Origin of the sequence: Sedimentibacter sp., assembly GCF_038562225.1 — a bacterium.
Lineage (GTDB): Bacteria > Bacillota > Clostridia > Tissierellales > Sedimentibacteraceae > Sedimentibacter.
In genome coordinates, this window is sequence record NZ_JBCFAS010000004.1 from 295,921 (window position 1) to 310,959 (window position 15,039).

Genomic DNA, 15,039 nt, shown 5'->3' on the forward strand with positions numbered 1-15,039 from the left:
GTATATAAAATGAAAGCAGGTGATTTATTTAATGAGCCAAGGAAGAGTAGTAAAAATATCCGGTCCGCTGGTTATAGCAGAAGGCATGAAGGAAGCCGACATGTTTGACGTTGTGCGCGTAAGCGAACAGGGTTTGATTGGTGAAATTATAGAGATGCGCGGCGACAAAGCATCCATACAGGTATATGAGGAAACAGCAGGTTTGGCTCCCGGAGCTCCCGTTGTTACAACCGGAGCACAGCTGTCGGTAGAGCTTGGACCTGGTCTTATTGAAACAATATATGACGGAATTCAGCGTCCGCTGGAGGAAATCAGAAAAATAGCAGGCCCAAACATTGCCAGAGGAATCCAGGTTCCGTCCCTGAACAGGGAAAAGAAATGGGAGTTTGTTCCGACCGCAAAAGCAGGCGACAAGGTTCAGACAGGAGACATCATAGGAACTGTTCAGGAAACAATAGTTGTTCAGCAGAAAATAATGGTTCCTTACGGAATCAGCGGAACTATCGAAGAAATAAAATCAGGAAGCTTCACAGTTGAAGAAACCGTATGCGTTGTCAAAAAAGACAACGGGGAATCAGTAAACCTGACAATGATGCAGAAGTGGCCTGTAAGAAAGGGCCGCCCATACAAGGAAAAACTTGTTCCGGAAAGACCGCTGGTGACAGGGCAAAGGGTTATAGATACCATGTTCCCTATTTCCAAGGGAGGAGTTGCGGCAGTACCGGGACCTTTCGGAAGCGGTAAGACAGTTGTTCAGCATCAGCTGGCTAAATGGGCTGATGCGGAAATAGTAGTATATATAGGCTGCGGCGAACGCGGAAACGAAATGACAGACGTTCTTATGGAATTCCCTGAACTGAAGGACCCGAGAACAGGCGAGTCACTGATGAAGCGTACGGTTCTTATAGCAAATACATCAGATATGCCCGTTGCTGCCCGTGAAGCAAGCATTTACACAGGCATCACTATCGCGGAATACTTCAGAGACATGGGATATTCGGTTGCATTGATGGCCGATTCAACATCACGTTGGGCAGAGGCTCTGCGTGAAATGTCCGGACGTCTTGAGGAAATGCCTGGTGAAGAAGGTTATCCTGCTTATCTGGGATCACGTCTTGCTCAGTTCTATGAAAGAGCAGGAAGGGTTATTGGATTAGGCGGAAGAGAAGGAACATTGTCAGCCATAGGAGCGGTATCGCCTCCAGGAGGAGATATTTCCGAGCCGGTTTCACAGGCAACGCTGCGTATAGTTAAGGTATTCTGGGCTCTTGACGCTCAGCTTGCATACAAGCGCCACTTCCCGGCCATAAACTGGCTTAACAGCTACTCGCTTTACGTTGACAGATTAAACAAGTGGTTTGATGAAAATGTTGCAAGAAACTGGTCGGATCTCAGGGCAGAAACTATGAGACTTCTGCAGGAAGAAGCAGAGCTCAATGAAATAGTTCAGCTGGTGGGCGTTGACTCATTGTCAGTAGGCGACAGGCTGAAGCTTGAAGCAACACGTTCAATAAGAGAAGACTACCTGCACCAGAACGCGTTCCACGAAGTTGACACTTACACGTCACTGGATAAGCAATATAAGCTTCTTACGCTGATTTTAAAATACTATCACGACGGAATGGAAGCATTGAATCAGGGAGCTGACTTTAAGGTATTATCTGAACTGCCTGTAAGGGAAAAAATAGGAAGATTCAAATATACGGAAGAAAAAGACATACAAGGCGCATTCGACGGTATCACAAAACAAATCGAATCTGAGATTGCAGCTCTTGTAGCAAGCAAGGAGGTTGAGTAGAATGATTAGAGAATATAAGACCATTTCTGAAGTAGCAGGACCTTTGATGCTTGTTAAGGATGTAGAAAATGTAGCTTATGACGAGCTTGGAATCATTGAACTACCAAACGGCGAAACGAGAAGCTGCAGGGTTTTGGAAATCAACGGAAGCAATGCAATGGTGCAGCTTTTTGAAAGTTCTGCAGGAATAAACCTGGCTGAAAGCAAGGTTAAGTTTCTGGGAAGAGGTATGGAGCTTGCTGTTTCATACGACATGCTGGGTCGTGTATTCGACGGACTGGGAAGACCTATAGACAACGGTCCCGACATAATACCTGAAAAAAGAATGGATATAAATGGCTTGCCCATGAACCCGTCAGCCCGCGACTATCCTGATGAATTCATTCAGACGGGAGTTTCAGCCATAGATGGTCTGAACACACTTGTTAGAGGACAAAAACTGCCGATATTTTCCGGTTCAGGTTTGCCCCATGCAAATCTTGCCGCTCAGATAGCGCGCCAGTCAAAGGTTTTGGGAACAGACTCCAAATTTGCCGTTGTGTTTGCCGCTATCGGTATCACATACGAAGAAGCAGACTTCTTCATTTCAGACTTCAGGAAAACAGGTGCTATTGACAGAACGGTGCTGTTCATGAACCTGGCAGACGACCCTGCCATCGAACGTATTTCAACTCCGCGTATGGCACTGACTGCAGCAGAGTTCCTTGCATTTGAAAAGGGAATGCACGTTCTTGTAATCCTTACGGATATTACAAACTATGCGGAAGCTCTGCGTGAAGTTTCAGCAGCACGTAAGGAAGTTCCGGGAAGACGTGGATATCCGGGTTACCTGTATACAGACCTTGCAACAATCTATGAGAGAGCCGGAAGAAAGAGGGATCAGGAAGGATCAATCACAATGATTCCAATTCTTACAATGCCTGAAGACGACAAGACTCACCCGATTCCTGACCTTACAGGTTACATCACCGAAGGACAGATAATATTGTCCCGTGAACTGTACAGAAAGAACATTAAGCCTCCTATAGACGTTCTGCCTTCGCTTTCGCGTTTGAAAGACAAAGGTATCGGAAGAGGAAAGACAAGAGAAGACCACTCAGACGTTTTGAACCAGCTGTTTGCGGCATACGCAAGAGGAAAGGAAGCCAAGGAGCTTATGGCAATCTTGGGTGAAGCTGCCCTTTCCGACACAGATAAGTATTATGCTAAATTTGCAGATGAATTCGAAAAGAAATATGTTTCACAGGGATACGAAACAAACAGAACAATCGAGGAAACTTTGCAGATAGGATGGGATCTGTTGACGATTCTGCCAAAGAGCGAATTGAAACGTATAAGAGATGCATATCTAGAGAAATACTATCCCAAAAACGAATAACGAGGGGGGAAACGCATGGCAAGGTTAAATGTAAATCCGACCAGAATGGTGTTAACCTCTCTGAAAAAGCGTTTAAAGGTGGCTGTAAAGGGCCACAAGATGCTGAAGGATAAACGTGACGAGCTAATGAAGCAGTTCCTGGAGCTTGCCAGAGAAAACAAAAGGCTCAGGGAGCAGGTTGAAGCGCAAATCGGAAGCATATATTCCAATTTCGTAATAGCCAGTGCTTTAATGTCATCAGAAGTGCTGAATGAAGCTTTGATGTATCCAAAGCAGGGGGTTTCCATAGAAGTTGGGAACAAGAATGTAATGAGCGTGAACGTTCCGGTTTTTGATTTCAAAACAACCACGGACGACACATCAAACATTTATCCTTATGGTTTTGCCAACACTTCTGCGGAACTTGACAATGCAATTGAAAACTTGTCGGATGTTTTTCCGGAGATGCTCCGCCTGGCGGCAGTAGAAAAGGAAGTCCAGCTGTTGGCTGCAGAAATTGAAAAGACAAGAAGAAGGGTTAATGCCCTTGAATATGTCATGATTCCTCAGTTGCAGGAAACCATCAAGTACATTCAGATGAAGCTTGATGAAAACGAAAGAGGAAACCAGACAAGGCTCATGAAGGTCAAGGACATGATGGTCAAGGCAGCCATCGAAGAAAAACAGGAAAAAACCAAGGCTGCTATGGACGAATACTGTTCAAAGGAATAACAAATCGGGAACCTGGCAATTGCCAGGTTCTTTTAGGTATTTCATGATTATAAATGGTTGTCTCGGCACTATTTTTCTTGACAATAAACGGTTAAACATATATACTTTGAATATCAAATAAATAGATATCAAAAATAATGGAGAATATATGGAATTAAAAGAACTTAAAATAGGAAATCTGACAGCCAGGATACCCATAGTACAGGGAGGAATGGGCATCGGAGTGTCATTGTCAAATCTTGCTGCAGCAGTGGCAAATGAAGGCGGAATCGGTACCATATCAGGTGTTCAGATAGGTTTTCGCGAGCCCGACTTTGATACCAACACTGTGGAAGCAAATCTCAGGGCCATTGCCAAGGAAATAAAAAAGGCTAGAGAAAAGACAAAAGGAATCATTGCTATGAATTTCATGGCTGCAATGAACAACTACGAGCTGTATGTAAAAAAGGCTGTGGAAGAAAAAATAGATCTGATTGTTTCCGGTGCAGGACTGCCCTTAGCCCTTCCAAAGCTTGTAAAGGATTCTGCAACAAAAATTGCGCCCATTGTTTCTTCGGCAAAGGCTGCAAAAATCATAATCAAGAGCTGGCTGAAGCACGACAGGCTGCCTGATGCGGTTGTCGTGGAAGGACCGCTGGCAGGAGGCCACCTTGGTTTCAAGATGGACGAAATGCTTGAGGGAACCTATAAATCGCTGAAGGAAATAGTGACGGAGGTTAAGGAAATCATTTCATCCTATGAAGAACAGTACAGCGTAAAAATACCTGTAATAGCAGCAGGAGGAATAAGGACAAAATCAGACATAATGGAGCTCGCAGAAGCAGGTGCGGACGGGTTTCAGATTTCAAGCATGTTCGTTCCCACCGTTGAATGCGATGCCCACGAAAACTTCAAACAGGCATACATCAATGCTCAAAAGGACGATGTCATGATTATAAAAAGTCCCGTAGGCATGCCGGCAAGGGCCATACGCACGAAATTTCTCACGGATTCCATGGAGAACGGATGCATTGTGACAAAATGTTTCAAGTGCATGCCTGAGTGCAACCCGCTTGATATTCCCTACTGCATATCAAGGGGACTGATCGATGCGGTTAACGGCAGTGACGGCCTGGTATTTTCAGGCGCAAATCTTGAAAGCATAAACAAAATCACAACCGTAAAAGAAGTTATAGATTCTCTCATAAATTAGCGAGCGCAAAGCAGGAAATATTCCATGATTCATGGTATTTCCCGCTTTTTTTTATGAAACCGGGCACGAGTTCGGAAAAACGTTGTCACAATGCTTGACTTCATGTAAAAATGCATATATACTGTTATTTATTACATTGTTAAATTTTGATAATAATATTGAAACTTAGCAATATAATTAATTAACTATCACAAAAGGAGGTTTGTTATGAAAGGTGACACAATACAAATTTTCGTCTCAATGGTCATTTACATGGCGATAGTCATAGGCATAGGGTTGTATTTTTCTAAGCGTGCCAATGAAAGCAGCGAAAATTATTTTCTGGGCGGAAGGTCTTTGGGTCCGCTGGTGACAGCCATGAGTGCAGAGGCATCCGATATGAGCGGGTGGCTTTTGATGGGACTTCCCGGGGTTGCATACTGGTACGGCTTAAGCGATGCTGCCTGGACTGCCATAGGGCTTGCGGCGGGTACTTATCTTAACTGGCTTTTTGTGGCAAAAAGACTTCATAATTATTCTGTAATAGCAGGAGATTCAATAACTCTGCCTGACTTTTTCAGCAACCGCTTCAAGGAAAAGAACAAATTCATCATGACTATTTCAGCAATCTTTATTCTTGTATTCTTCACGGTATACGCTTCGAGCTGCTTTGTGACTGTGGGAAAACTTTTTAACTCACTGTTCGGGTTCAAATACCAGTACATGATGATTGCCGGTGCGGCGTTTGTGCTTTTTTATACGTATATCGGAGGCTTTCTTGCAGAGACGGCATCGGACACCATGCAGGCATTTGTAATGATTATTGCATTGGTTATCATATTGTTTGTGGGAACTGCAGCTGCAGGCGGATTGGTAGTTGTAGTTCAAAATGCCCAGGCAATTCCAGGCTTCTTTGAATTTTTCGGGATAGCTTCTCCAACTGTGGCAGACGGGATACAGCAGTCTGTAAACGGGGTTCCTCAATTCGGTCCTGCAGGAAACTACGGGTGGTACACAATACTTTCAACACTTGCATGGGGGCTGGGATACTTCGGAATGCCTCAGGTACTTCTGAGATTCATGGCAATAAGGGATTCAAGAGAACTGACACAGTCCAGGCGTATTGCTACTGTCTGGGTTGTCATATCACTGGGCGCAGCAGTTGCACTGGGAATCATAGGGAGATCTTTGTTCCCGACGGATCTCAAGACATACAGTGCTTCCGAAAGCATATTCATTGTAATGTCCTCAAGACTGTTGCCTTCCATGCTTGCCGGGTTTGTAATGGCCGGCATACTGGCAGCAACCATAAGTTCATCAGATTCCTACCTTCTCATTGCAGCATCTGCATTCTCCAAAAACATATACCAGCACCTGATTAAGAAAAATGCAACGGACAACCAGGTTATGAACATGTCAAGAATAATTCTTGTTTTGATAACATTGATAGGAATTGTTATTGCCCTGGACGAAAAGAGTGTAATTTTCACCATAGTTTCATTTGCATGGGCTGGATTCGGCGCCACCTTCGGGCCTATTACAATCTTATCCCTGTTCTGGAAGAGAACCACAAGGGAAGGTGCAATTGCCGGAATGATGTCAGGCGGTATAGCGGTATTTGTATGGAAGCTTGTTCTTAAGCCCATGGGCGGTTTGTTCGGTGTATATGAACTTCTTCCTGCATTCCTAGTATCATGCGTCTTCATTTACATCGTATCCCTCATGACCAGGGAACCTTCCAAGGAAATACAGGATGAGTTTGAACTTGCTAAGAAAAAATCAATGGAAAATTAAAAGGGCGTAAGCCCTTTTTTTCTTGTCCTTTAAGGCCTAAACTTTTTCCAAAATGCGCCACGATTCTTCCAAAATCAATAAATTAATTGCAGAAGCACCTTTAATATGGTATAATTTATTAAAATATGGATGGGTAGGAGGCATTATGAAGAATAAATTGTCTAATAAAATTTTGTTGTTGACCGTGGTTTTTGCCATGCTGCTGACAACTACTGCAAATGCCGCAGCATTTACTGATATATCAAGTCACTGGGCTAAGAGCTACATACAAAGGGTTGCTGCCAACGGAATTGTTACAGGATATGATGACGGTACTTTTAAACCGGACAACAATGTTACAGTGCTGGAAGCGTTGGTGATGTTATCCAGGCTATATGACATAGATGACGACATACGTGAAGAAATTGCAGACAAATACGAATCTTCCCTGAAGAAGATGTCAAACACCTTGTACAACGAATGGTCTTTCGAATATCTTTCGATAATAATGGAGCTTGGAGTTGTATCTGAAAATGGGATATCTGACATGTTTTCAAAGAAGACAATATTCCAGCAGGCAACCAGGGAGGAAATTGCGGTGCTTCTCACAAAAGCCATGATGCTGGGGGATGAGGCGCAGAGCCTTAAGGTTTACACGCTTCCATTTGCCGATGCATCAAAAATATCCACATCTGCCAGACCTTACATTTACATTATGTACGACAAGGACATAATGATGGGCGATTCAAGCAAGAACATCAACCCTTCAGACAAAATCACACGAGCTGAAATAGCAACATTGCTGGACAAGGCATACAACTACATAGATGAGAATGACGTTTATCCGGATTTTGACGATTACCAGCCTACAACGTCCCTCAGCGGAATCATAACAGAGGTGACGGTTGGAAGCGCGGAGTCCTACATATACGTAAAGGATGATGAAGAAACCGAAAGCATAGTCAAAATAAACAGCGACACTGATATATACTTAAACGGCAAGGCTGCAGCAGTTAAAGACCTGAAGAAGGATATGCTGGTCTCCTGTAAAATCAATGACACCAGGGTAGCAGTCAAACTTGAAGCCGACAGCTCAACGACACTGGTGAGAGGAACCATTTACTACGTTGCATATGCGTCCCCCGCCAAGATAACCATCATAGACGAGGATGACGACAAGGTTACATACGATTTGCCCACCGATGTTGCTGCCTACCTGGACGGTGCAAAGGTAGAACTTAAGAAACTCGTAAAAAACGACGAGGTTACTCTTTATCTTGACGAGGATGACAAAGTATACCAGATTAATTCCGTAAGCAGAATAAAGGAGTTTGACGGAACCATTTCATCAATAGACTACAATTACCCCATAGTTATCAAGATAAAGAATGACAGCGGAATCGTTAAGTCATTTACGTTCAACAGCGATGTTGAAGTCACAAGAAACGACGACGAATCAAGCTTTGACCGGGTGAGGGTAGGAGACGAGGTTACTATAACCACAGAATATGATGAAATGATTGCCATAAACACGATTGCTGCAGAGGCTGAAATGAGCGGTACCATCAAGGAAATACTCATAGGAACGGAAAACAAGATAAAGATTGCCGATTCAAGCGGAACGGTTACTCAGTATCCTGTGAGCAGCAATGTGATCATAACCATCGGAAGCAGCACCGCTACCATTTATGACCTGAGAATCGGGTATAATGTGAGTGTGAACACCTCGGGCAATGAAATAGTCACAATTGAAGCTTCGCAGCTTCAGACGGCAAAGAGTTTTTCCGGAAAGGTAATATACGTCAACGCTGATGACAAGGTCATCATGATGCAGAATGTGAAGGACAATGGTCAGACGGAGCTTATTTATCTTAACGTTACAAGCACCACAAAGATTTTTGACACAACCGGAGCTACAAAGTACTTCAAGGACATTGAAGAAGGAGAAAACATATTGAGCACTGCTATTTCCCAGAGCGGAGTTTATGTGGCAGCAAGTATAATGATACAATAACGAAAAGCATCTGGGAACAGATGCTTTTCTGTATCATAAGGAAAGTTCTCGGGGACATAGGTCCCTGACGGAGTTGCGGAGCAACTTTTTTCTCTAACATAAAGGAGGATCAGTATGAAAAAAACTACATTAGTTGCATGTATGGCGGCAATAGCTGCTCTTCTGTCATTTGGGTGCACAAGGCTTCCGGCATCAGAGGAAACGGGATTGGGTCCGGCAGAATATGAAGGTCAGATAAGCTCTGATGAACTCAAAAGCCAGAACAAGAGCCTTACGGAAGAGCTTGAAAGCACGAAGACCGAGCTTGAAAAACTGGAGAAGGATTATCTGAATCTGGCCAAAAACAATGAAGCCATGATCTCCAGGCTTCGGGAAGCAGAGTCCAGGCTGGAAATTGTGGAAAGTGAAGAGCTTCCGGAGTTCAGCCTTGAAAATTCAGACAAAGCAGGCATCATAAGGTACCTGAATGAAAGCAGAGGCGTGCTGGAGGATTCCTTCAGGGATATAGAGATAATAAAATCAACAGACAGCAGGATAGTTTTCTGCACAAAGGGATACGGTGATACTTACAGCCAGATTTTTTCCTGGGAAGTAGGTAAAAGCCAGCCTGAGCAAATTGAAGGTGCCGTCTTTGACAAGGACGGCAGCTGGAAATGGCTGGATGAAAGGTTTGTTCTCATCCATAAAGGCAGCGGAAATGAGAACAGGGTCCTTGATGCCGAAAATGGTGCGATTGTTGGCGAATTTGCCGCAGCCAAAGAAGCATACCTGCTGCCAGGCACAGCTGCCTTGCTTATACAGAAGATTGATACCGGCACCTATTCCATTTATGATTTTTCATCTTCAACAGAACAGGAGATTAAGCTTGACAACAGGAGCAGGTATTCGACCTTTGAGGTGGATGCAGGCGGCAGGGACATAACATTTTCAGGTGCATATTCAGATGACGGAGGAATAGAATACAGGGTTTCGGCAACAATTAACATTGAAAGGCTCAAGGAAATTTACGGCATAAAAAACAGGGATGAAGCAGATGAAGGCGAAGAAACACAAGAAATGCTGGAGCCTGAATCACAGCAGGGTAAAACGGAAGGAAATGCAGCATAATGAAGTATGATGTAATAGTAGTGGGAGCAGGACCGGCTGGTATGTTCTGCGCTTCGAATCTCAGATGTGAAAGGGCCCTTATTATAGAAAAGAACCAACGCCCGGGAAAGAAGCTTCTCCTCTCAGGCGCAGGCCAATGCAACTACACAAACAGCTGCAGCATGGATGTGTTCTTGAAAAAATACGGTGAAAAGGGCAGGTTTTTAAAGTCTGCCCTTTACAGCTTTTCTAACAACGATGCCATGGAGTTTTTCAGACAAAGAGGGATTGAGAGCGCTGTAAGGGAAGACGGCAAGGTTTTTCCAGCCTCCTTCAAATCATCTGATATCGTGGATTGCCTTGAGAAAGCAATAAAGGATAATCATGTTGAATCCATTTATGGGGAAGCTGTGCTGAAAATTTCAAGGGATCAGGAAAAGAACCTGTTTCTTGTCAGGACATCGAAAACCACATATGCCTGTGAAAATCTGGTAGTTGCAGCCGGAGGAAAGTCATATCCAAACACCGGATCCACCGGGGACGGATACGACTTTGCCAGGGAACTGGGACACAGCATTGAGAATGCGGGACCTGTCCTTACACCTGTCTATGTTGAGCATTATCCGTTCAGGGACCTGGCCGGAATATCCTTTGAAAACATCGTTGTTTCCTTATGGAGAAACAACAAAAAAATCAATGAGTTTAAAGGAGATCTGCTTTTTACTCACGTGAATGTTTCAGGCCCTGTCATTCTGAACAATTCAAGGTACATGGAAAGAAATGATACCTTGAAAATCAACTTCACGTCCCATCCTAATGGAGAGGAATTTAAAATCTTTTTTGAAAACATGGTTGCTTCATCGGGTAAGATGCAGCTTAAGACTGTCCTGAAGCAGCTTGAACTGCCAAAACGCTTCGCAGATAAATTGATGGCAATGGCAGGAATCGATGATGCAATAATTTGCAGCCAGCTGGATAAAAATAAAAGGAAAAAGCTGACGGAGCTGCTGTGCAGCCAAAGCTTCACAATTGAAAAGCTTGGGGATTACCACATGGCTATGGCCACAAAGGGCGGAGTATCAACTGATGAGATTAATCAAAGGACCATGGAGTCAAAAAAGGTTCCGGGTCTGTACTTTGCAGGAGAAGTGGTTGACTTTGACGGGGATACGGGCGGCTTCAACATACAGGCTGCCTTTTCCACAGGGTACGCCGCTGCACAGAGCATAAACAAAAAACTAGCACATTGTTAATTACTTTAATAATCAAAATTTCCTTTTCAATATGTTTAAAAATATATATAATATAAGTGTGACGATGCAAACATCTACGGATTACCCTTGATTAGCTACCAAGGATCAGATGATCCGGGATGTCTTTGTGACAGTAAGCAACAGTGAATTAGTGTACTGATGACGAAACATTATAAAACTAGGAGGTTTACATGGCAGAATTTTTAAGTGATATTGAAATTGCACAGAAGGCTGAAATGGAAGTGATCAACAAAATAGCCGACAAGATTGAAATTCCGGATAAGTATGTTGAAAACTACGGAAAGTACAAGGCCAAAATCGACTACAGATATCTTCAAAACCAATTGAAGGACAATGAAGAAGCAAAGCTCATACTGGTAACTGCAATCAACCCGACGCCTGCAGGCGAAGGAAAGACTACAACCACCATTGGACTTGGTGATTCTCTTTCAAGTCTTGGAAAAAAGACAATCATAGCCCTACGTGAACCGTCGCTCGGACCGGTATTCGGAGTGAAGGGAGGAGCCGCAGGGGGAGGGTATGCCCAGGTTGTTCCCATGGAAGATATTAATCTTCACTTTACAGGAGACTTCCACGCCATAGGAGCAGCAAACAATCTTCTGGCAGCAATGCTTGACAACCACATTCATCAGGGCAACGAGCTTGACATCGACACAAGAAGGATAGTCTGGAGAAGATGTGTCGACATGAACGATCGTCAGCTCAGACACATTGTGGACGGCCTCGGCGGAAAGACAGAAGGAGTAACAAGGGAAGACGGGTTCGATATCACGGTTGCATCTGAAGTAATGGCTGTATTCTGCCTGTCAAACGATATAACAGAGTTAAAGGAAAATCTGTCCAGGATAATAGTGGCATACAACAGAAGCGGAGAGCCGGTAACTGCAGGACAGCTTAAGGCTCACGGAGCAATGGCTGCACTTTTGAAAGATGCCTTGAAACCTAACCTTGTGCAGACACTGGAGGGTACCCCTGCATTCATTCACGGCGGTCCGTTTGCAAACATCGCCCATGGCTGCAACTCAGTAATAGCAACAAGAATGGCAAGCAAAATTGCAGAATTTACAGTAACTGAGGCAGGATTCGGCGCAGACCTGGGAGCTGAAAAGTTCATAGACATCAAATGCCGAAAAACAGGCTTAAGGCCAAGTGCGGTTGTTATAGTGGCAACTGTTAAGGCATTGAAGTACAACGGAGGAGTGGCAAAGGCAGACCTGGGAGCCGAAAATCTGGAAGCTCTCGAGAAAGGACTTCCCAATTTGTTGAAGCACGTTGAAAACATAACACATGTATTCAAGCTGCCTGCAGTTGTTGCCATAAACAAATTTCCCACAGACACGGATGATGAACTTACCCTCATAAGAGAAAAATGCAGGGAACTTGGCGTAAATGTTGCCCTTTCGGAGGTTTGGGGAAAGGGAAGCAGGGGAGGAATAGAACTGGCGCAAGAGGTTCTCAGACTTTGCGAAACGAAGAGCAAGGTAGAGTTTGCATACGACCTTGAAATGCCTATCAAGGATAAGATAAAATCGATAGCCACCAGACTTTATGGAGCCGACAGCGTGGAGTTTTCTCCCAAGGCAAGCAGGGAAATAGCAAACTTCGAGCGCATGGGATTCGGAAATCTGCCCATATGCATGGCAAAGAACCAGTATTCCCTCACAGACGACCCGAAGGTGCTGGGAAGACCCAAAGGATTTAAAATAACAATTAGAGATATTACAATTTCTGCCGGAGCTGGGTTCCTGGTAGCTCTAACAGGAGACATCATGAAGATGCCCGGACTTCCTAAGGTACCTGCAGCAGAAAACATAGATGTTGATGTTGACGGAAGAATCAAAGGATTATTCTAGCAAAAATATAAAAACAAGCCCTACGCGGGCTTGTTGTCTTTTGTAACTGTTACTATGAGCACTCCGGCAAGAATTAGAACGCAGGCCAGCACGTTTCTGGCTGTCAGCGGTTCCCCCAGGAACCACACTCCCAGCACGATGCTGGTTATGGGTTCAAACATGCCCACGATGGATGTGACCGTAGGCCCTACATGCATGACGCCGATAGGGATGAAGGTGTTGGCCAGAAACGACACGAAGAAAGCCACCAGAAACGTGTACAGCCATCCTTCAAAGGTCATTTCAAAAACTATGCTTTTGCTTAACATTCCGAAAATGAAAAGATACACCGATGAAAATATGGCAGCATAAAATGTTATTTTAAAAGGATACATGTGCTTGAGCCCGCTTTTGTCGATGAACAGAATGTGGGCAGCGTATACAACTCCCGATATCAGAGCAAGCACGATGCCCATAATGCTGAAGCTTCCTTCAAAAAACATCATCACGCCCAATGTTGAAAAAACCAGGGCGGCTATTTTTTCACGGCTCACCTTTTCCTTGAATATCACTATGCAGGACACAGCCACCAGGACCGGGTATATATAGTGAAGGGTGGTGCTCATGCCTACTGAAATGTAATTGTAGGATGCATAGAGAGTAAGCGCCGTAAGAGTGGAACCCATGGCCCCCAGGGCTGCAAGCTTTTTAAGCTCGTCCCTGCTGCACCCTGCAGGTATGTTCTTATGCTTCAATGCTGCATAAAGCAGAGGAATTGAAAGGAAGTTCCTGTAAAATGTCAGAGACATGAAGTTGCTTCCTTCCAGATAGGAAAGCTTTCCCAATATGGGGGTGAAACCATAAATAAAGGCTGCGAGAACAGCGAAGGTCAACCCCTTTGTCTTATTCATAAATCCCCCCGGGCCGTGTTACTTGCCGCAGCACTTCTTGTATTTTTTGCCTGATCCGCACGGACATGGATCATTGCGGCCTGTTTTATCTCCCTTTACAACTATTTTAGAACGGTTGTAATCTTTCTTTATTTGCTTTCTTTTTTCATCGTCGAAGATGTTGTTCCATTCATCCATTCCGTAGAGCCATTCTGCCTTAGAATCATGCATGTTCCAAAGCAGCTTTTCAAAGTCGAATTCTGCTTTCACCAGGGAATCTTCCTCAAGGTTTTCAAGTTCAAGGGACTCGTTGAAGCTTGTGTTTGCTCCGTCTAAAAAGCCCACGAACTCAACAGCGGTCATGTTGTTCTTTTCTGCCAGCTCTTTCACTGTTCCTTCAAGAACAGGATTTTTTGCTGCCAGGATGTTTTTGTAGCACTCAGCTTCCTTGGCCATGTAATCATTGAAGAAGGCCTGATATTCTTCCTGAGTGGTGATTCCTTTCAGTGTTTCGTTCCATACTGTATATAAACTCATATGTTTTCCTCCCTAGGTTTTTACTAGTCTATTTTATCAGAAATAAATAATATTTCAAGATAAATAGTGTTTTTTGCAAGGAAAAAGAGCCAGAGGCTCTTTTTGGTTACTGCTTTTCTTTCAATAGGTCCCTTATTTCGGTCAGAAGCTGCTCCTGTGAAGGTCCTTTTGGTGCTTCCGGAGCCGGTGCTTCCTGTTTTGCAAGTTTTTCCTTTGATTTGTTTATAAGTTTAATGAACAGGAAAATGGATGCTGCTACTATCAAAAAGTCAACCACGTTCTGTATGAAATTTCCGTAGGCTATTGCTGCTTCGGCTTTAACCACAGTGTCTCCATCCATGATTGCAGGGCTCATTACGTACTTCATGGACTTGAAGTCCATGCCTGACAACAAAAATCCGAGAACAGGCATTATGAGGTCGTTGACTACAGAAGTCACTATTTTCCCGAAGGCACCGCCCATTATGACGCCCACTGCCATATCCAAAACATTTCCCTTGAATGCAAACTTTTTAAATTCGTTCCACATATTTTCCTCCCGATTGTTATTATTATAAGTACAACCTAATACAATA

The 15,039-nt window shown here is 43.9% G+C and carries 12 protein-coding genes; 9 read left to right on the forward strand and 3 right to left on the reverse strand.

Features of this window, described 5'->3' with window-relative positions:
* Positions 1-31: 31 nt before the first annotated feature.
* The 9 genes from AAGU76_RS16310 (at position 32) to AAGU76_RS16350 (ending at position 13,058) form a co-directional block, all read left to right on the forward strand.
* Positions 32-1,798 carry a V-type ATP synthase subunit A gene (locus AAGU76_RS16310; protein WP_342486586.1) on the forward strand — a complete coding sequence of 589 codons (1,767 nt, stop codon included), beginning with the start codon at positions 32-34 and terminating at the stop codon, positions 1,796-1,798.
* A gap of 1 nt (position 1,799) precedes the next feature.
* Complete coding sequence (locus AAGU76_RS16315; protein ID WP_342486587.1) at positions 1,800-3,176, forward strand: V-type ATP synthase subunit B; 1,377 nt, start codon at positions 1,800-1,802, stop codon at positions 3,174-3,176.
* A 15-nt stretch (positions 3,177-3,191) separates the two neighbouring features.
* Positions 3,192-3,887, forward strand: coding sequence for a V-type ATP synthase subunit D (locus AAGU76_RS16320; RefSeq protein ID WP_342486588.1), 696 nt, complete (start codon positions 3,192-3,194; stop codon positions 3,885-3,887).
* Between the two features lie 148 nt (positions 3,888-4,035).
* Entirely contained in the window at positions 4,036-5,079 is a 1,044-nt protein-coding gene (locus AAGU76_RS16325) for a nitronate monooxygenase (RefSeq protein WP_342486589.1), read from the forward strand.
* A 207-nt stretch (positions 5,080-5,286) separates the two neighbouring features.
* Positions 5,287-6,852, forward strand: coding sequence for a sodium/proline symporter (locus AAGU76_RS16330; protein WP_342486590.1), 1,566 nt, complete (start codon positions 5,287-5,289; stop codon positions 6,850-6,852).
* A gap of 145 nt (positions 6,853-6,997) precedes the next feature.
* A complete protein-coding gene (locus tag AAGU76_RS16335) occupies positions 6,998-8,845 on the forward strand; it encodes an S-layer homology domain-containing protein (RefSeq protein ID WP_342486591.1) in 1,848 nt (615 codons plus the stop codon).
* Between the two features lie 114 nt (positions 8,846-8,959).
* Complete coding sequence (locus AAGU76_RS16340) at positions 8,960-9,952, forward strand: hypothetical protein (RefSeq protein WP_342486592.1); 993 nt, start codon at positions 8,960-8,962, stop codon at positions 9,950-9,952.
* Positions 9,952-11,184, forward strand: coding sequence for an NAD(P)/FAD-dependent oxidoreductase (locus AAGU76_RS16345; RefSeq protein ID WP_342486593.1), 1,233 nt, complete (start codon positions 9,952-9,954; stop codon positions 11,182-11,184). The genes AAGU76_RS16340 and AAGU76_RS16345 overlap by 1 nt, the downstream gene beginning before the upstream one ends.
* Positions 11,185-11,375: 191 nt before the next feature.
* Entirely contained in the window at positions 11,376-13,058 is a 1,683-nt protein-coding gene (locus AAGU76_RS16350; RefSeq protein ID WP_342486594.1) for a formate--tetrahydrofolate ligase, read from the forward strand.
* Between the two features lie 20 nt (positions 13,059-13,078).
* Here the strand turns inward: AAGU76_RS16350 and AAGU76_RS16355 are convergent, their stop codons facing one another.
* From AAGU76_RS16355 to mscL, 3 genes are all read right to left on the reverse strand, one after another.
* Positions 13,079-13,948 carry a DMT family transporter gene (locus AAGU76_RS16355; RefSeq protein WP_342486595.1) on the reverse strand — a complete coding sequence of 290 codons (870 nt, stop codon included), beginning with the start codon at positions 13,946-13,948 and terminating at the stop codon, positions 13,079-13,081.
* A gap of 18 nt (positions 13,949-13,966) precedes the next feature.
* Positions 13,967-14,464: an SEC-C metal-binding domain-containing protein gene (locus AAGU76_RS16360; protein WP_342486596.1), complete on the reverse strand. Its 498-nt coding sequence runs from the start codon at positions 14,462-14,464 to the stop codon at positions 13,967-13,969.
* Positions 14,465-14,570: 106 nt separating this feature from the next.
* Positions 14,571-14,993 (reverse strand): large-conductance mechanosensitive channel protein MscL, encoded by a 423-nt coding sequence (gene mscL / locus AAGU76_RS16365; protein WP_342486597.1) that lies wholly within the window; start codon positions 14,991-14,993, stop codon positions 14,571-14,573.
* Positions 14,994-15,039: the final 46 nt, after the last annotated feature.